The sequence below is a fragment of the Psychrobacter sp. 1Y1 genome (assembly GCF_051847395.2).
Classification (GTDB): Bacteria; Pseudomonadota; Gammaproteobacteria; order Pseudomonadales; family Moraxellaceae; genus Psychrobacter.
In genome coordinates this window covers 2,128,265-2,146,534 of record NZ_JBPYDF020000001.1, presented here as the reverse complement: position 1 = coordinate 2,146,534, position 18,270 = coordinate 2,128,265, and the positions used below count along the sequence as shown (strand labels likewise).

Here is an 18,270-nt window from a genome sequence, read left to right as displayed (position 1 = left end):
GATTGAAGCAACTAGATAGCCACTTTTGCCTCCCTTGATTGGACGAGGCATTTTTAACACTCGCTAATTGGAGGTGAGCATGTCGAAAAAGCTCACACCCATGATGCAGCTTTTCGCCCTTGAATACATTGTCGACTTTAACGGTAAAGAGGCAGCTATTCGAGCAGGGTATAAACCCAACTACGCAGGTCAACAAGCACATCGATTGCTAAATGATGACCGCATACTGGCCGCTATCACTGACGCTATTGCAAATCGTAAAAAACGCTTATTTATCACGCAGGATCAAGTCGTGACTATGTGGTGGCAGATTGCCAATGCAGACTATAACGAGCTGTCTAGCGTTAGACGTGTTGCTTGTGGTTATTGCTATGGCGACAACATCACGATGGGTGATGACGATGATGCTCGAGAGATTGATCCAAGTCGTGAGCCTAACCCCGATTGCGGTATATGCAGAGGTGAAGGTTCACCCCATGTGCACATTGCTGACACTAGCAAGCTATCGCCTGCTGCCAAGCTCGTTTATCAAGGTGCAAAAGAAACTAAGTTCGGCATCGAGGTTATGACAGCTGACCGCATGAAAGCGCTTGATAATGTGGCAAGGCATTTAGGTATGTTTAAAGATACGGTGAACCATGTGTCGGAGGATGGGAGTATGAGCAGTAAACCAACAGTCATCCGCTTAATGGCTCCAAAGGTAGATGAAAATGGACGAGTTATTAAGTGAAGGTGATGAGGTTTATGCTGACATAACTATACCTGACAAGCTTATACCAGTATTTGAATCTAAGTCTCGCTACAAAGGCGCTTATGGTGCCCGTGGTAGTGCCAAGACACGTACATTCGCGTTGATGACAGCCGTAGAGGGTTATCGACTAGCCGAAGCAGGTGCTAGCGGCATAATCCTATGCGGCCGTGAGTACATGAACTCATTAAACGAGTCGTCATTAGAGGAAATTAAACAGGCTATTAAGTCAGTCGGTTGGCTCAATGATTACTATGAGATTGGTGAGAAATACGTTCGCACTAAGAATAAGCGTGTTGCTTATGCCTTTACTGGCCTGCGTCATAACTTAGACAGTATCAAAGGTAAGTCGAGAATACTACTCGCTTGGGTAGATGAAGCTGAGAACGTCAGTGAAGCTGCATGGCGAAAGCTACTGCCAACTGTACGTGAAGATGATTCAGAGGTTTGGATAACTTGGAACCCTGAAAACAAAGGTAGTGCAACAGACAAACGTTTTAGACAGGTTGAACACGAGTTCATCGTTGAGATGAATTATAACGACAACCCATTCTTCCCTGACGTGCTCGAGCAAGAGCGACTTAATGATCAAGAAAACCTTGATGATGCGACCTACTGCTGGATTTGGGAAGGTGCTTATCTTGAAGCGTCAGATGCTCAGATATTTAACGGTAAGTTTATTGTTAAAGAGTTTGAAAGACATCCAACATGGAATGGGCCATACAACGGCTTAGACTTTGGGTTCTCTACAGATCCAACAGGCGCCACAAACTCATGGGAACATGACGGCATACTCTATATCGAATACGAGGCATGCAAGGTTGGTCTTGAGATTGACGATACGCCAGACTACCTGAAAGATAATATACCAGGCATCGAAAACTACGAGGTGATAGCTGATAACGCTCGACCTGAATCAATCAGCTACCTGAAGCGTAACGGCATACCAAAAATTAAGGCATGCGTTAAAGGTAAGGGCAGTGTTGAGGATGGCATTGCTCATCTAAAAGGCTATAAGCAGATTGTCATTCATCCAAGGTGCACGGCAACCGCCAAAGAGTTCAGGTTATACAGCTACAAGACGGACCGATTAAGCGGTGAGATATTGCCGGAGATTATCGATAAGCATAACCATTTGATTGACTCACTGAGATATGCACATGAGCGCACTATGAAGCGCGGTGCTAATACTAAACGACACAGAGCCACTGCTGGCAAACGGACGTATAGATGAATGATATAACTGAAAAGCCGCGTTACCGTGTCACAGCAGGTAAGGCGCTAAACCAAGAGCAGGTAACCGACTTACGTGGCAAGACCTTTTACCGACACCTGATTCGTACTGACACTGACGAGATCCTTAAGAAAGCGGGTATCAGTCGTCATGCACTAAAGACATTGCTTACTGACCCAGACATTGACCAAGCGATTGATAGACGTGAAGAAGAGTTAGGCAGTGCGACTTATACAATTACACCAAGCGAGGGTGCTGTTGCTGATTTTATCTATGAGCAGTTAGACCTGCATCTTGAGACGATATTACAAGGATCATCTCTTAGCAAGTGGTACGGCTATGATGTGATTGAAATGCTCTGGGGTAAAGATAGTAATGGGCGTAATGCGGTCACCTCGATGATGTCAAAACCTATTCAATGGTTTGAGCCATTATCTGGCGGTGCGCTGCAATGGTTTCCGAACGATGGTAGTCAGCCGGTCATGATTAGTGATCAGGCTGACTTTTACTATCGCTATCTATACCAACAGCATAAGCCGACCTATCTAAACCCTAAAGGCAAATCATTATTAAGCCGCGTGTACTGGCTGCATTACTTCAAAACCAATGGCTGGCGTTTTTGGTCTAAGTTCTTGGAGCGTTTTGGTTCACCCTTGCTTATCGGTAAGACTGACGCAACCAGTGATGCTGACGCGCAGGACTTTGCTAATGCACTACTAGCAGCGCATAACTCAGGTGTCGTGACTATCGGCGTTGATGAGGATGTGACAGCGGTAACCGGTGGCAGTAACGGTGAAGCGTTTGTTAGCTATGATTCAGTGGTTAAGCAAAGCATCACGACTTACTTGCTAGGTCAGACGCTTACCAGTGGTACGGATAAAGGCGGTACCTACGGTCAAGGGGTAGTACACCAAGAACAGCAAGAGATTATCTTTAGCAGCGACCGTAAGCATGCGCTTAAAGCCGTTCAACGGTTCATTGATGTTATCTGTACGGCTAATGGATTTGAGATACCTGAATTTAAATGGGTGGCTAAGAAGTTCATCAATCAAGACCAGTTAGACGCTGACAAGAAAGCGCATGATATGGGTGTTCGCTTTACCAAGTCATACTTTGTTGATGAGCATGGTTACAACGAGCAGCACATTGCCTATATGGATTATGGTAATGGTGCTGTTAGTCTGCCAACATCGACACAAGCTAATCGCTATGCGTCAATGACTAGCAAAACATGGCTGCCATTTAAAGCAGCTGACAGTGACAGTGAGTTTACTGATGAGCAGCAAGAGCTTGAACGGGTTGCAGATGATGCGCTTGAATTGAGTTTACAGCCGTTTGACGTTAATAAGGTGCTATCGGCTATCGAGCTTGCAACGGACGCTGACAGCTTACGTGAGGCGCTATTTAGCATGGTCGGTGATAGCTTGGCTCAAAGTGAGTTTACGCAGTTGGTTAATACCGCTATACAGGTCGCTGATGTGCATGGTTTTGCTGATGAATCGAGTGAGGTTTAGTGGTATAATTAAGCGTGGCTAGAACGGGATTAATTACCCCTTTTGAAAGTCGGATTACACCCCCGATTGCCACACCTTATAGGGTGTATTATCTGAATAGGTGTTAATGATATGAGTGATTATGAAAAAGAATTTAAGATAATTGATAACAAGATAGCAATGTACTTTAGTAAGCCTTATGAGTCCGCATACGGGGCAAGTGTAAAGCTAACCGCAAGCGAGGCGAGAGAGGTCGCTAGAAAGTTAGATTTTTATGCCGATAAACTAGATTCAGCACTCCAAATACAGAGGGGTGAATGATATGAACCAAGAGATGAGTTTTGATTTTCCTAAAACGCACACAATAATGATTGTCAATCCATTGGCAAGCGCCGCAGAAATTGAAAAGCACAGTAAGCAGTACGGCGTTAAGGGTCAGCCTATCAGATTACCTATTTGGCGAACGCCTGATATGCCAATTGGCGAGTGTTCTATTCGATGTGCTATTAAAGATGATATAGCAAACGAGTATTCGGGTCTTTACGAAGATTGAGCCACCAAGAAATATACACTAACAAACAAGACCCCGCCTAACCGTGGGGTTTTTTAATGTGCAAAATAAAGTGAGTGAGTAATGGCAACGACAACAGCAGCATTTGACGTAAAGTTCATCGAAGCCATTGCTTACGCGCTTAATCGTAACGTGGTCTTACCTGATGAATACTATGACCGCATGACGCCTATTCAGCGTCAACAAGCGGTATCTATCGCAGGATTGGGGCAGACTGAGCAGATTAAGCATGTGATGGGTCTGGTCAATGATCAACTCGATAGTGGCGGCACGTTTGCAGACTTTCAAAAGGCAGTAAAAGACGGTGATATTGATATTAATCTACCAAGGCATCGGCTAGATAATATTTTTAGAACGAATATTCAAGGTGCTTATGGCCGTGGTCGATGGTATCAGCAGCAACAGAACAAAGATGAACGCCCGTATTTGATGCGTGACGGTATCAATGATAGTCGTCAACGACCTGCTCACCGTATCTTAGATGGCATTATTAGACCGATTGATGACCCGTTTTGGGATATACACTACGCTCCAGATGATTTTAAATGTCGTTGCCATATGCGCTCGTTGACCAAAGAGCAAGCTGAAGCGAAAGGCATTACTGTTGATAGTGACCTACCTGATATTAACCCGCAGAATGGTTTCGGCGGTACTCCAGCGCAATACACTAATCGCATGAATAAGCTAGTCAATGACAAGATAGCTGAACTCGCTATCACGTACTACAAGCAGTCAGATGCTATCTTGGCAGCAAGACAGCGTATTGAGGCGGCTATCACAGTGATGTTGGCACAGCCAGTGCCAGAGCTTGTTTTGATGATTGATGAGGCTAAAGAGCTGATTGAGGAAGAAAGCGAATGAATAAATCACGAATACTCAGAGCTGTTGTGCTGATAGCTGATATAGCGGTGACCATCTACACCAAACGCAAGAAACAAAAAAAAGACCGCCGATAAGGGCGGTTTTTTAATGCCTACATAAAGGTAAAACTATGAACTTACAAGCAAAGATTAAGCGCGATATTGACAGTCATGCGCTCATGAGCTGCACAGGGCTTGAGCATCAGCTTGCGTCTATCGATTTTAAGGAGTTGGCCAGAGTATCACGCTATGACGGTGATGACAGTGAGCCGACCTACACAGTCGAGAACGGTGTGGCGACTATCGATGTACGCGGTCTGTTAGTACCTGAAACCTCACGCGATTATCGCTCATGGGGTGTCACAGGCTATGCAAACTTAGCTGACTACATACAGCAAGCCAATGACGATTACACAGTGACTAGCATTGTCTTAGACATTGATAGTGGCGGTGGTTATGTCGCAGGACTTGACGGTATCACCGAGAGCATCTACCAATCAGCAAAGCCGATTGAAACGTTTGTCAGTGGCGATATGTACTCAGCCGCTTACTGGTTAGGTGCTAGTACAAGTAAGGTTACGGCTTCTAAGCAGTCGGGTATTGGCAGTATCGGTGTTTATGTGGTCCACACCGAAGAGAGTGGTTGGCTTGAACGCTATGGCGAAAAGGTTTCATTGTTCCGATCAGGAAAATGGAAGGCCGCATTCAACTCATTCATGCCACTGACAGACGATGAAAAACAGCGCCTACAAGAAGGCGTCGATGAATCAGCAAGTATCTTTTTTAATCATGTAGCAGCACAGCGTAATGTTGATGCCAAAACAGTCAAAGGCTGGGAAGGTGATGTTTTCACCGCCGTTAAAGCCAAAGAATTAGGTCTAATTGATGCAATTGCCGATAGCGTAGTAGTGTCAAGCACCACCAATCAGAGCAATACAAATCCAAAAACCGAGGGGGAATCAATGGATTTACAAGAGGCGCAAGCCAAAATTAAAGAGCTAGAGGCATCTGAGGCCAAAGCTGTACAAGAAGCTGCTGACGCAAAAGCTGCTGCGCTTGTAGCGCAAAACGCATTAGCACAGTCGCAAGCATCAACACGCCAAGCTGCTATCGATAAGCTAGCCGCTAATACTGGTCGTGAGTTTACTGACGAGCAAGTAACTGCGTTTAAAGCAATGGACGACGCACAGTTTGCTGTCGCTGAGTTTATGGCTCAACCAGTTACACCTAAAGCGCCTGAGCTGCCAGATGGTCTTGATAAAGCTCAAGCAACCAATGGCCGCGAAGGTGGCGAAAGTAAAATTCTAGCAGCTGTTGAAGCAGCTAAAGCACAAGGAGCTAAATAATGGTTGATTTCAACTATACAACTGAGCAGCCGTTAACGGTCGATGTCGCACCTATCACCGATAGCGTAGTGCCTACCACTGCTACAGCGTACAAACGCGGTGACCTACTGGTGATTGCTGCTGGTACCAACGTAGCGACTCACAGTAATACTGAAACAGGCGCACAAGCTGATTGGCATGTCATCTGTCTTGCTGACGTAACCGCTGAGCAAGCAACAGCTAAAGCAGCTGCAGGTATTGAAATGCCTGTTTATGTTGCGGGTAAGTTTGATGTTGATCAGGTCAAGCTGAACGGCACAGCACTCGATGCGACTCAGAAACTAGCGGCGCGTGCATACGCTAATCGCTCAACTAAAATCACGCTTAGCGTAGTTAAATAAGGATAAATATTTATGGCTACTTTTAATATTGAAGGCGCTGAAATTGAAACAGCATCTTTTGAAGAACTTGGCGCGGTTTATGATCATAGTAAGCCGGTCGACACTTTTTTCCGTGACCGCTATTTTAACGATGAAGAATACTTAAACAACGAAGACAAGGTACCTGTAGGTGACATCAAAACCTATATTCCGCTAGCACCTGCTGTGGTACCAACAGCTCAAGGCCGTGTCATCAAAGATAAGGTTGAGTTGAATGTTAAATATATTCCAGCGCCTTACTTTAAACCTGCCTGTGTTGTAGAGCCTAGCAGCAAAATCAAAGCCAAAATGCTCAAGCTATTGCAGACAATGCGCGTGATTGCTACCAATGCTGCAGGTGTGCCACCTACCATGCAAGATGAGTGGGAAATGGCAGCAGCAGTGTCTTACTGGACTATCCGTGAGTCATTATCTGCCCGTATCGCTATTATGTGCCGTGATGCTTTGCTGTACGGCAAGGTTGTTGTAGAAGGTGATGATAATGCAGGTGTAACGGTTGATTATGGTCGCCACAGTGATTTGACGTTTAGTCCGCTTATTGCATGGGACCAAACAGGTGCTACGCCGTATGAAGATATTCGCGGCATGGTTAAGGATTTGGTTAAGCATGGTAAGCGTCGCCCAGTTGATGCGTTGATGTCTAGCCGCGTTTTTGATGCGATGGCTGACAACAAAACCTTCAATGACAAGTTCACAGCGTCAAAAGACAGTACAGCAACTCGTGTGTTTGATGGCAGTTTTGGTGGCGAGACTAAAGCAACCTTGCGTGGCACACTTGACGGTATTGAGTTCTGGACGTATGACGCTGATTTTGATGCCGAAGATGGTACGAGCGACTTGATGATTCCAGAAGATGGTTTCTGGTTAATCTCTGAGCGTGCTAATAAGCTGTACTTCTGCATGATTAAGCATCGTAATAACCCTGCTAAATTAGCGATGGAGTTGATGCCGTACCATGTATTTAGTGATGATCCTTCAGTTGATAAATTCATCGCTGACTCAAGCCCTCTACCTGTACCAATCAATAAAAATGGTGCGTGTGGCGGTACTGGTTTTATCACTCTTTAATACCAACTAACTTTAATAACCCTGTCTAATCGCAGGGTTTTTTTTGGAGCAAATTATGTCTAAGTATATTGCAAAACAATCGGTAGGCCGTTTTAAGACTGGTGAAGTGGTTGAAGGCTTGACCGAAAAGCGTGCCAAATTCTTACTTGAACAAGGCGCCATCGTAGAAGCTGAAGCCGTTGAAGGCGAAGATGTTGATACTGGCGAAGGTGGTGAAGTGGTCGAGCTCGATACACTCACCAATAAAGAGCTAAAAGCTTTACTCGATGATGAAGAAATCGAGTACAACGACTCAGATACCAAAGCTGAGCTAATCGCACGCTTTCCAAAGGACTGATTATGTACGCGACTCGTGATGATTTGATTAGTCACTTTAGTGAATTAGAAATTGGTCAGCTTGAGTCGTTGCATGAAGACCCTTTGGCTGCAACCGCTAAAGCACTAAAAAGCGCAAGCGGCAAGATGGACAGCTTCTTGTCTACCCGATATAACACACCCATCGCTAAAACGGATAACTTGGAGCTTGTCTGCTGCAATATCGCAAGATATTTGCTGTATAAGAACGACGCAACAGGCGAACCAGAAGATCGCTACAAAGAAGAGATTGCTTGGCTAAAGGATGTTAGTGCTGGTCGTGCTAATGTCACATTTGCTGAGCCACTAAGTGCCACTGAGCAGCAAAGCACTTATGTTAAGCCTGCGGTGCCAATTGGCAGTAGCTACCCTGGTCAAATATTTGGTGATGATGTCTTTGCCAAGATGCCTAACGTGAGGTGACTATGTTTGATGCAGAGCTATCAGGCGGTGACGAGATAATCAGGCGGCTAGGTGACTTGCATTTTGATAATAAAAAGATGCAAAAGTTTAGCCGTATGGCTGGTAGCGAGATGGTCCATCAGACTGAGGAGCGTTTTGCTAATCAGCACGATTTACAGCGTCAACCATGGATACCTTCTCAACGTGCAATTATTCAAAACGGTAAAACCTTGCGTGATACTGGCCGATTAATGGCGTCACTGACCTATATTGCGCTACCTGACGGAGTGAAGTGGGGCACAAACGTAGTGTACGCACGCATGATGCACTACGGCGGTAAAAAGGCGCTATTCCCTCATTTATGGGGCGATATATCTGCTAGACCTTTCCTTGGCATGAATGAGAACGACAGAGCATCAGTGCTGAACATTATCAATCGAATTATGGACGTGGACTTATGAGTAATTATTTTGCAGTAGGTCTTGGCCTAATCGAGCACTTAGAGGCTAAAGCTGACGAGTGGGGCGTTAAGCACATCGGCACCGTTGCAGATATCAGCAAGATTAATAAGCAAATCACACCTGCGCTCTATGTCGTCAACACAAGCAATAATCCAAACGCTGTCGGCTCACTAGACAGCGTGGACGTGCAGCAATGGACGGTTGTTATCGCAGTCAGCAACCAAGCATCACAGTCAGACACAGCAGCTCTTATGCGCGATGCAGGAGAGCTTATCGGTAAGGTGATTAACCATGTGCAAGGTTATCAACTAGACGATTGGCACAGCGCGTTACAGCGTACTAGCACATCAGGCAGACCGGACTATTTCAGCACGTTTGCGCTTTATCCTTTCACCTTTAGTACACAATTCAAGCCTTAATTGAGGGGAATTAACTCATGGCAGAAACAAACCAATCCCACGCCTTTATCGGCAAGGGTAAAATCTATATGACACCAGTGAAAGATGGTGTTAAGCAGTCAGCGTTTTGGGTGGGCGTCGCGTCAGCAATGGCGTTTAGTCACTCAGTCGATGGCAAACAAGAGTTGTTTGAGAACCACTCTGGCAACAACCAATTGTGGGATGTGAGCGAGGGCACTAAAAAAACCTCTGTCTCATTAACCATTCAAGAGCGACGCGATGATGCGATGCGTGCAGCACTGCAAGCAACTGTTGAAACTGTGGCAGCAGATACCGTAGAAGGTGAGAGTCATAACGTTGGCGAAGTTGGCGATATGACCTTTTTGAAACATGGCAACGTGTCAGACGTGGCTATCACTGATGCAGCAGATGGCCCATTAGTACAAGGTACTGATTACACAGTCGATGCTGATTATGGACGTGTTGAGCTTTTAACAGGTGGTCATACAGCACCACTAGCTATCGATTACGGTTACGGTGAGTCTAAGGTAACCAAGCCAATGACTGATGACGTTGATTATTATGAAGTCCGTCTTGATGGCATTAACACGGTTGGTCAGCAAGGTCGTCAGATTACGACTGCTTACCGCGTCAAACTTGATCCAGCCGACACTTATGACCTCATCAATGAGAACTTTGCAGAGATGAGTATCGAAGGTGAATGTCTGTTTGATGAAGATGCAGGTGCAACGTATCAAGTTGTGAATCTGTAGTTCGATAGGTCTATGTGAAATCACATAGACCTGTTTTGTTTAATTAAGTGACTGCGTGACGGTTGCTTACTCAAATGAAATACTTACTACTAAATAAAAGGGTCTGAATATGGCAGCGACTACACAAGTAACAGTAACAAAAGCGTGGACTAAATTATCAGATGGCGACTGCACTGTGCAGGCGGCTTACATCGGCGACTTTTATCACATTGCTATCAGTGCGACCGCACCAACAGGTAGCGCTAGCATAAAGTTAAAGCTCAACGAACCCACTACTTTTGCATACAAAACAGCCGTTTATTGCAAGTTAGCGAGCAATAGTAAGCGAGACAGTGCGCCCATCAACATCATCAAGTAAGGAGCTATCATGCAATATTTCGGCTTTGATAGACCGAGCTTTTTATCCGGATTTTTTGGTTTCTTTGAAAGCGGCCCCAAACTACAAGCTGACTTTACCACAGGCGAATACAAAGCAAGCGGTGAAGCTAAAACATTCGCTGAGGTCTTTGACTTCAATCGTGCAGGTAAAGCATGGCTCATTAAAGACACTGGCTTAGTTGAGTACGCGGTTGATGTACCACGGTTTGATAATGGGTTATTAATTGAGCAGAGTGCGACTAACGTATGGAAGCAAAGTTTACTACAGAACGGTGTTGATAATTTTTGGTATAAAGGAGGAAATTACTCTTTACAACCTAACATATTAGGTACAGGTCAAGAGCTAGTGATGCCAAATGACGTAATAATTTACACTAGGTTTACAGCCGCAAATGGCACAGGGCTAAATGGTGCTGGGTGTTTTAGTTGTTTAGTACGTAGCTCGGATAACACGCCCGTGACATTCGGTAGCTTCGGTAGTAAATTAATTTACTCAGGCGTGCACACACAAGCAACCATACAACCTATTAGCACAGTCTTGGGTTTGTCTAAAACCCAAGGGGTGTATGAAAGAGATACAAACGGGGGAGTTTCTAGTAAATTCTCAGACATCATTGTTAACGGTATGCAGTTTGAGTTAGGTGCGACACCTACCTCTTTTATTGTTACAAATACTACCTCAGTCACACGTCCCGCTGATTTTATAGCATCAAAAATCACTACAGGCACAGCACTAACAGGTGATTGGGACAGCACACTCAATCTATCACTTGTAAACGGTCAACTGTCATGGACAGGCTATGGTCGCATACGCTCATTGGAGATTAATTAAATGCAAGATTATAAACTGGTGTTTGATAACGAGTCTCAAGCTAATGAAGCTATCGGGCAAGTGACAGATGACTTACACCCAAGTCAGTACGTCTTATATGTTATCGGAGTACATCAAAAGATTGAGTACAACGAAGATGACCCCGAGGCTGAGCCAGTAGTAACACTATTGAGTGACAAGTGGCTAGTTGATATGAGATTGCGTACCGCTAATAAGTTACTCGATAAGTACAGTGTAGAAGTAGAAACGCCTATTCACAGTTTTAGTTAAGGGATATTATGCGTACTAATGCACAAACAAAGCTGACGAACGCAGCGACCAATGAAATTATCGTTTTATCTGACAGCTTATACCCAGAAGGTGAGCATGACTGGTCAGCTATCGTATCAAATACCAAGTACGCACTTGATGGCACAATGATCGTCGAGCAATCAGAGCGTAAAGCTGGCAGACCATACACGATGCAAGCACCTGCTGGTCATGGTGTACTATCACGAGCAACGGTTAATGCGCTCAAATCTGAGCGTGACAAGCTAGGAGCTACGTTTTGGCTAGACTATCTAGCGGATGGGGCGGTAAAGCGCGTGAAGGTCATGTTTGATACGACAGGTGAGGCGATTGAAGCTAAGCCAGTCAAGAACTCAACCAGTCCTGAATTGACCGATTATTACAACGTAACGCTTAGGTTTTTAGAGATACCGAGCGTGTAAAATGGTACAATTGGCTATAATTTACAAGGAGTTATTATGAAAACCGTATCATTCGATGAATACATGGCATCACTACCTATCGAGCGTCAAAAGCGCATTAACGATAGAGCAGCAAAACTAATTGCCAAGATTAAAAAGTAAACCCTAATAGTAAAACCACAGCCCACTCATCGTAGTGGGTTTTTTAATGCCTAAAATTTGACGGATGACGACATGGCAATTACTCAAAACGATTTAGAAATTTTAAAGTCAGAGATCATGGCTGACACGCCTGATGGCGGTGGTCTGCCAACGGGTATTGCTGTCGTCGATGGCGTATCTAATAACTTATTCCCTGATGTATCGGATATTGACCGCTTACTTGGTCGTGTGCGTTTGCGTAAGGTATCGCTAGCGGTTAAGACGGCTAATGCTGAGCTATTGCAGGCGCCGCGAATGCTATTGACTGAAATACCTGATAATCCAAATATTAGTGTGTTTTTCTTTAACGCGAGCGACTTTGCAGACAGACGTTCAGACGCTCAAAACAAAATTGAGTCTTATTTAGCGTTTGGCACAAAATGGGCGGGGCATATCTTAGAGACACAGCTTTCAGGTCAGCGCGTTATTCAAATAGCGCTTGAAAAGAGTGACCCAGTGCCCGGCGTTGGTCAGCCATTGGTTATCGTACAAAACGAGGGACAGTCTGACGAATTTTATCAGTACCTTAGACCGCTTAAAGTTGACACGGTAGAGCGCCGCTTTCAGCAAAATGCCAGCACAACCGTGACGCGCACAGTTGCTACGATTGAGTTTGGCGATACGCTAAATAGGACTTTCGTTGGTCTAACTGTACCCGAGTTTGCACAGACGATAAGCACAAGCAGACGCGCTATCTTGCGTGAAGCTCGTATTGCTGATGCTGCCAAGTATTACAGTGCAAGTCGGTTAGCTGAGCCAGTTACAGCCATGCAATCGCGCCAAGTAAAGCTCAACTCTATTTATACGCAAGTCGTGCCAAGCACGCAGGTTGAGACGCCTATCTTGCAACGCGACCCTGCTAATCAGGTCGCTACTCAAGCGCGTGGCGATGGTGTGATTGCAATCAATCAATCGGTCAATGTAGCGACTAATACGGCGTTTAACCTGCCAAGTGGTATTGCGGTCGGAACGTTAAACGTGATAGTTGGTGCAATTACGCTAACAGACCGTGATGGTGAGTTAGTTGGTACAAATGGTACAGCTTACGCATCTATACAGTATGGTATCGGTCAGATTACTTGGTACAGCGTGCTAAATCTCGGTCAAACGACAATCACAGGCAGCTATAAGCCTGCATCAGAGTTTACTCGAGTAGCGCAAACTGACTATCAAGTTGTTGATGACAATGCGGGTTATAACTATGCGCGTGAGCTTGGTGCTGAGCCATTGCCAAATAGCCTTAAAATTATTTATACGGTAGGTGGCAATAACTATCTCGTACACGATGATGGGCGCGGCAACTTAGTTGATGATGACGGCAACGGTCGCGGTACAGTGCAAGGCAAAACTGTGCTACTTACGACTGCTGCTATCCCTGATGCAGCTAGCTATATTATTTATTCGTTTGGTGTTGATTTAGATACGGTTAAGTATGGCAATCAAGCATTACCAGCGGCTTACCACGTTATTAATGTGGCAGACAAAGTAAGCGGTGCCATAACCGTCACATGGGGCGATAAAACAGCAACCGTTACTAATGGTATTGTTAGTGGCGATGCAACAGGTACGTTTATCGATGGTCAGTTAAATATCGCACCCAACGAGACAGTAGCTAAAGATACGGTTTTTAATTTGTCTTATCAGCGTGTTTTGGCAGCCAATGTTTTAACTACGACATACAGAGAGTCGCCCGATATCAGCGACGGTATCTACGAAAAAACGATTAATTTTGACCAATCGGTTACTGATGTCGAGTTTAGCCTAGTGATGGGTAGAGATGATATAAGCTATGCCGGTCATATCAATATCATACTAAGTGATAATGGAACGTCGCTAAAAATAGATAACGTTTTATATCCGTCATATTCTAACCGGATGCTCTATTCAGGGAATACGATGTATCGCAGTAGCGACTTTACTTGGCAGCCATTTAACGGCTTAGTCGCACAAAAGTGGAATGTAGAGCTATTGAGTAGCTCTCTTAATAAGTCGGCAGGTACAGCCAGCTTTAAAGTCAAAGTGTCAAAACAGGTCAGTGGTGTTGATGTACTGGCGCGACCAGGTGTCTCTCCAGTATTTAAGATCACTCAAAAAACTGAGCCATTTAAAATTGGCAATGTGGATTTTGTAGCCAAGTCCGTAACAGCACCCACAGGGGAGGCGGCCACCACCACAGGTCAAGCAAGCAGTATTAATCTAACATTACCACAAGATGCTTTAGCACCTATCGTTAATGACTCAGTGTTTGTTGATGCGCTAGGGGCTAGCTTAAAAGATGTTAGCGGAAGAATGTACTCAGGTAGTACTCAGGTTGGCGTGATTGACTACAACTCAGGTGCAGTATCATTAACAGCATGGCAAGCAGACGTTGCTAACCTGGTCAATCTAAAGTCAATGTTACGCGAAAACGACCCTGTGCCACTAGCCAATATTATCTTTAGAACGCCAGTCGCACCACTAAAAGAAGCATCATTGCAGATCAGCGCAGAGCTTGCAGATGGTACGCCTATATCGCTATCAACTGACGAGCAAGGCAATATCACTGGCCATAACTTTGCACATGGTACGGTTGATTTTAAAGCGGGTGTGGTTGCCTTGTATTTTTACGAGCGATTAGGTGTGACAGCTAATCCTAGCGTGGTCAATGAGCCGTGGTATGACGCAAATAACATCTATACGTTGTCATCTGGCGATAACACGCAGTATATCAATCGCCCTGTTTACGTTAAGCCCGATTCAATACGTTATAACGCGATTGCTTATAGCTATCTACCGCTTGATAAGGAGCTTATTGGGCTTGATCCAGTTCGCTTGCCAAGCGATGGTCGTGTGCCGTTTGTCCGCAAGGGCGATAGTATTGCTATCACTGAGCTAAAGACGATGCAGCTATCAACAAACGCGCCAAACGACACGTTTGATTTAGGTTTTGAGCGATTGTCTGACGTGAACGTGGTTGATGCTAATGGTTTAAAAGTTGATAGCGACTATCTCGATGTTGATTTAGACGCGGGTACTTTGACGTTAAACGGTATGTTTGATATGTCGTTTTATACCGCACCATTGACTGCTAAATACCGCATCATGGATATTGCACTTGTGATTGAGACGGACATATCGGGCCGTGTGACGCTATCGACGGTTATCACTCATGATTACAGCACTGACGCAGTATTTAGTTCAATGCTATTAGCGGGTGATATGCAAGCGCGTGCGTATAACGTGTTCGGTCAAAAATCATGGGGCAATGGTGTCTGGAGTGACACGCTAATTGGCGATGCTACAACATCACAGCTGCAGGTGACTAACAATCCTATCGTGGTAACAAACCGTGATGCGATTGAGGAACGATGGGCATTAGTATTTACCAGTGCTACATCGTTCCGCGTTATTGGACAGACGGTAGGTGAGATTGGCACAGGCTCAACGACATCGGACACAAATCCGCTTAACCCAATGACTGGCTATCCGTATTTTAGTATTCCGGCGGCAGCATGGGGGCAAGGCTGGGCGGCTAATAACGTGGTTCGTATTAATACCGCAGCGGCTAAATACCCTGTTTGGATTGGTAATGCTATTCAGCAACATCAAGGCTCTAGTAAAGATAACTATGATTTTACTATTGGCTACCATGCCAACATTGACAGAAATAGAGGTGAGTAATGATTAAATGGTTTGATAGTAGATTAATGAGCGGCATACCTGAGATTACCAATACGCAAGGCGATTTAGTCAAGATGCTGAACGGCTTGCTCGTCAATGGCGCAAATTCAAAGCCTGTTGCAGCCGTTTCTTACGCGGACGGTGTTTGCACATTAGAGGTTGGCGTTAATCACGGCTTTGCGCTGCATAGTGTTATTAGTATTAAAGGCTCAACGCAAGTTGCGCTTAATGATAAAGATTTTAGAATTAAGGCTATTACAGTATCAACAATAAGTTTTAAGGTGACTACTACAGTCAATAGTGAGGTTGGGATAACTGTTGGTTACGCACCTCTCGGCTGGACGCAATATTTTGCAAGCGAGGGTAAGTCTTGCTATAAATCACCAGATCCTCGCTACCCCGCGTACTTGCGTGTAGATGATACTCGATATGCAAACCAGTCTGCTACTGCTGCAAAGTGGGCGGGGGTTGAAATTTGCGCGAATATGAGTGATTTCGATACGGCGGATTGGCAGTCTCCATACGACCCAGCTATTCCCAACAAGAATAGAGCTTATGTTAGTGCTGCATACTATGGATGGTTCAGGTGGTTCTATGCGTCAGCAGTTAGCAACACGCCGAATGGTGATGTATCGCCAAACGGCAAGCGCGACTTTGTACTAATAGGGGATGAAACGGGTTTTTATCTAATATTGTACCCATTTTTAGGTGATGCAACTTGCGCGGTGGTGGGTATGCCTTTAGCAGATTACGGCATTGAGAAAAAGCAAGTGCTATTAGCAAACCAACCAACTAACACCTCTCAATACTCTTATGCGACTTATGACTTCCTAACAAAAGATAAAGTACTAGATGTTGCATTGGTTGAGGAGTGTGTTGCGCCTTTTTATGGTGACCTATCATCTGGTGTCCGCCCTTACATTATTAGTGGTTTATATTTGAAAGATATGGTTGTGCAAACACCGATTATGCTCAAGAGAGGGGTGATGGTAGATGCTGTAGTTAATGGGATGGCAAGCCTACCACTATCAATGGATACAGCAGGTGTGATAAAGGCGGATAAAAATATTTTTAAACCCTTGAATACTGGAAATGGCTCATATGTTGTTTTTGATTTAGGAGAGTATTAATGCGACCTTTGCTATTGATGCAAGCTGATTTTGATGGGCTTCACGACTTATCAGACAGAGGTAGGATATTTAAGTCTCATGCCGACAGAGTTAGTGTTATTGAAGGACATCTTTTCTATGATATGAACAAAGACTCAGGAAGTAAGTATATTTTTGACAGAAGGATTCCATTGTCAAGTAAAAATTTGACAATAGAGGGCTGGATTCAGTCGCCAATTAATTCGAGCCCTACTGAGATAATTTTAGGGGGTACAGTTGACGGTTCTTGGATTAAGGGTTTTTACATGGGGTTTCTTTCGTCAGGATTTGGCTTTTCAACGGGTAGCTCCTCTCAGGATTTTGCATATATATCAAACTTCCCAACAAACAAACCCGTACACTTCGCTTGGGTTTTTTCAAATAACAATAAGAAGCTATATATCAACGGCTCAGTAGTTCTGAATCAGGCATCATCCGCATCAGTATCCACACCTGCATACATGACTTTTGGGGGTGGCTCATCAACAAATAATGCCAATAGTTTCGGGTCGTCTGCAAAAATCCATCAACTTATAGTGTGGGATGGCGTGAAGTACACCGCAAACTTTACACCTCAATACATAAATTATGAGCAGCAAGATAGCTACGTGAGTGCAATACCTGATAGCGCTCAACTCGTATCTGCAAATTTTGACGGTATTATCACTGATAGGGTTCTGATTAAAGGCACACCAACTGAGCGTAAGGTTGCTTTGTATCGGCGCGGCGATGATAAGTTGATTGGCAAAACATGGTCAGATAAAGCGGGTAATTATAGGTTTGAAAACCTAGATAGTAGTGTTGAATATTATGTTTTATCAATAGATTATGAGCGCAACTATAATGCGGTTATTCAAGACATGATAAGGACAGCGTAATGTTACTAGGCAATGGCTCAAAAGACGCAATGCTTAACGGCTTAGCCTCTTTTATCGAGGCTGCGACAATGGCTGTTATTGATGTTTATGCGGGTAGTGATGTGCTAGTGCAGCTCGTTATGCCCGAAAATATTGTTAAGTCAGTACAAGACGGTGTTATCACTCTTAATGTGGCAGAGCAAGCTTTAGTTGTAAAAACAGGGCAGCCAGATACCGCTAAACTTGTGATTAATGGTGTTGTTGAAATTGAGCTAACGGTGGGTATTGACTTGCTGCTTGACGATACAACGTTATATAAAGGCGGTTATTTTAAAATCACAGAGCTATCAATAAACATATAAACAATAGGGGCGTGAT

At 44.5% G+C, this 18,270-nt stretch carries 22 protein-coding genes; all 22 read left to right on the top strand.

Annotated features, from left to right (window positions below):
* The first annotated feature begins 79 nt into the window (after window positions 1–79).
* The 22 genes from ACS8FA_RS22840 (at window position 80) to ACS8FA_RS22735 (ending at window position 18,254) form a co-directional block, all read left to right on the top strand.
* Window positions 80–730 carry a terminase small subunit gene (locus ACS8FA_RS22840; protein WP_439265933.1) on the top strand — a complete coding sequence of 217 codons (651 nt, stop codon included), beginning with the start codon at window positions 80–82 and terminating at the stop codon, window positions 728–730.
* Window positions 711–1,982 (top strand): PBSX family phage terminase large subunit, encoded by a 1,272-nt coding sequence (locus ACS8FA_RS22835; protein WP_439265932.1) that lies wholly within the window; start codon window positions 711–713, stop codon window positions 1,980–1,982. The genes ACS8FA_RS22840 and ACS8FA_RS22835 overlap by 20 nt, the downstream gene beginning before the upstream one ends.
* Complete coding sequence (locus ACS8FA_RS22830; RefSeq protein WP_439265930.1) at window positions 1,979–3,496, top strand: phage portal protein family protein; 1,518 nt, start codon at window positions 1,979–1,981, stop codon at window positions 3,494–3,496. The genes ACS8FA_RS22835 and ACS8FA_RS22830 overlap by 4 nt, the downstream gene beginning before the upstream one ends.
* Window positions 3,497–3,607: 111 nt before the next feature.
* Entirely contained in the window at window positions 3,608–3,796 is a 189-nt protein-coding gene (locus ACS8FA_RS22825; RefSeq protein ID WP_439265929.1) for a hypothetical protein, read from the top strand.
* A gap of 1 nt (window position 3,797) precedes the next feature.
* Window positions 3,798–4,028 carry a hypothetical protein gene (locus tag ACS8FA_RS22820; RefSeq protein ID WP_439265927.1) on the top strand — a complete coding sequence of 77 codons (231 nt, stop codon included), beginning with the start codon at window positions 3,798–3,800 and terminating at the stop codon, window positions 4,026–4,028.
* 81 nt (window positions 4,029–4,109) lie between these two features.
* Window positions 4,110–4,907, top strand: a complete 798-nt coding sequence (locus ACS8FA_RS22815) for a phage head morphogenesis protein (protein ID WP_439265925.1) — start codon at window positions 4,110–4,112, stop codon at window positions 4,905–4,907.
* A 130-nt stretch (window positions 4,908–5,037) separates the two neighbouring features.
* Window positions 5,038–6,252 carry a S49 family peptidase gene (locus ACS8FA_RS22810; protein ID WP_439265923.1) on the top strand — a complete coding sequence of 405 codons (1,215 nt, stop codon included), beginning with the start codon at window positions 5,038–5,040 and terminating at the stop codon, window positions 6,250–6,252.
* Window positions 6,252–6,632 carry a hypothetical protein gene (locus ACS8FA_RS22805; RefSeq protein ID WP_439265921.1) on the top strand — a complete coding sequence of 127 codons (381 nt, stop codon included), beginning with the start codon at window positions 6,252–6,254 and terminating at the stop codon, window positions 6,630–6,632. The genes ACS8FA_RS22810 and ACS8FA_RS22805 overlap by 1 nt, the downstream gene beginning before the upstream one ends.
* Window positions 6,633–6,644: 12 nt before the next feature.
* A complete protein-coding gene (locus tag ACS8FA_RS22800; RefSeq protein ID WP_439265919.1) occupies window positions 6,645–7,739 on the top strand; it encodes a major capsid protein in 1,095 nt (364 codons plus the stop codon).
* 55 nt (window positions 7,740–7,794) lie between these two features.
* The gene (locus ACS8FA_RS22795; RefSeq protein ID WP_439265917.1) at window positions 7,795–8,076 is read left to right on the top strand and encodes a hypothetical protein; all 282 of its coding nucleotides are present in this window, start codon (window positions 7,795–7,797) and stop codon (window positions 8,074–8,076) included.
* Between the two features lie 2 nt (window positions 8,077–8,078).
* The gene (locus ACS8FA_RS22790) at window positions 8,079–8,516 is read left to right on the top strand and encodes a phage protein Gp36 family protein (RefSeq protein WP_439265915.1); all 438 of its coding nucleotides are present in this window, start codon (window positions 8,079–8,081) and stop codon (window positions 8,514–8,516) included.
* Between the two features lie 2 nt (window positions 8,517–8,518).
* Complete coding sequence (locus ACS8FA_RS22785; RefSeq protein ID WP_439265913.1) at window positions 8,519–8,956, top strand: phage virion morphogenesis protein; 438 nt, start codon at window positions 8,519–8,521, stop codon at window positions 8,954–8,956.
* Window positions 8,953–9,375, top strand: coding sequence for a phage tail terminator protein (locus tag ACS8FA_RS22780; protein WP_439265912.1), 423 nt, complete (start codon window positions 8,953–8,955; stop codon window positions 9,373–9,375). The genes ACS8FA_RS22785 and ACS8FA_RS22780 overlap by 4 nt, the downstream gene beginning before the upstream one ends.
* A gap of 17 nt (window positions 9,376–9,392) precedes the next feature.
* Window positions 9,393–10,127 carry a phage tail tube protein gene (locus tag ACS8FA_RS22775; RefSeq protein WP_439265910.1) on the top strand — a complete coding sequence of 245 codons (735 nt, stop codon included), beginning with the start codon at window positions 9,393–9,395 and terminating at the stop codon, window positions 10,125–10,127.
* A 109-nt stretch (window positions 10,128–10,236) separates the two neighbouring features.
* Complete coding sequence (locus tag ACS8FA_RS22770; RefSeq protein WP_439265908.1) at window positions 10,237–10,485, top strand: hypothetical protein; 249 nt, start codon at window positions 10,237–10,239, stop codon at window positions 10,483–10,485.
* 9 nt (window positions 10,486–10,494) lie between these two features.
* Window positions 10,495–11,337 (top strand): phage head spike fiber domain-containing protein, encoded by an 843-nt coding sequence (locus tag ACS8FA_RS22765; RefSeq protein ID WP_439265907.1) that lies wholly within the window; start codon window positions 10,495–10,497, stop codon window positions 11,335–11,337.
* Window positions 11,338–11,607, top strand: coding sequence for a hypothetical protein (locus ACS8FA_RS22760; protein ID WP_439265905.1), 270 nt, complete (start codon window positions 11,338–11,340; stop codon window positions 11,605–11,607). It abuts the gene before it with no gap.
* An 8-nt stretch (window positions 11,608–11,615) separates the two neighbouring features.
* Entirely contained in the window at window positions 11,616–12,047 is a 432-nt protein-coding gene (locus ACS8FA_RS22755) for a hypothetical protein (RefSeq protein WP_439265903.1), read from the top strand.
* 213 nt (window positions 12,048–12,260) lie between these two features.
* Window positions 12,261–15,887, top strand: coding sequence for a hypothetical protein (locus tag ACS8FA_RS22750; protein WP_439265901.1), 3,627 nt, complete (start codon window positions 12,261–12,263; stop codon window positions 15,885–15,887).
* A complete protein-coding gene (locus ACS8FA_RS22745) occupies window positions 15,887–17,017 on the top strand; it encodes a hypothetical protein (protein WP_439265899.1) in 1,131 nt (376 codons plus the stop codon). Before ACS8FA_RS22750 ends, ACS8FA_RS22745 begins: the two co-directional genes overlap by 1 nt.
* Window positions 17,017–17,913 carry a LamG-like jellyroll fold domain-containing protein gene (locus ACS8FA_RS22740; RefSeq protein ID WP_439265897.1) on the top strand — a complete coding sequence of 299 codons (897 nt, stop codon included), beginning with the start codon at window positions 17,017–17,019 and terminating at the stop codon, window positions 17,911–17,913. Before ACS8FA_RS22745 ends, ACS8FA_RS22740 begins: the two co-directional genes overlap by 1 nt.
* On the top strand, window positions 17,913–18,254 hold the full coding sequence (locus ACS8FA_RS22735; protein ID WP_439265895.1) for a hypothetical protein: 342 nt from the start codon (window positions 17,913–17,915) through the stop codon (window positions 18,252–18,254). Before ACS8FA_RS22740 ends, ACS8FA_RS22735 begins: the two co-directional genes overlap by 1 nt.
* The last annotated feature ends 16 nt before the right edge of the window (window positions 18,255–18,270 follow it).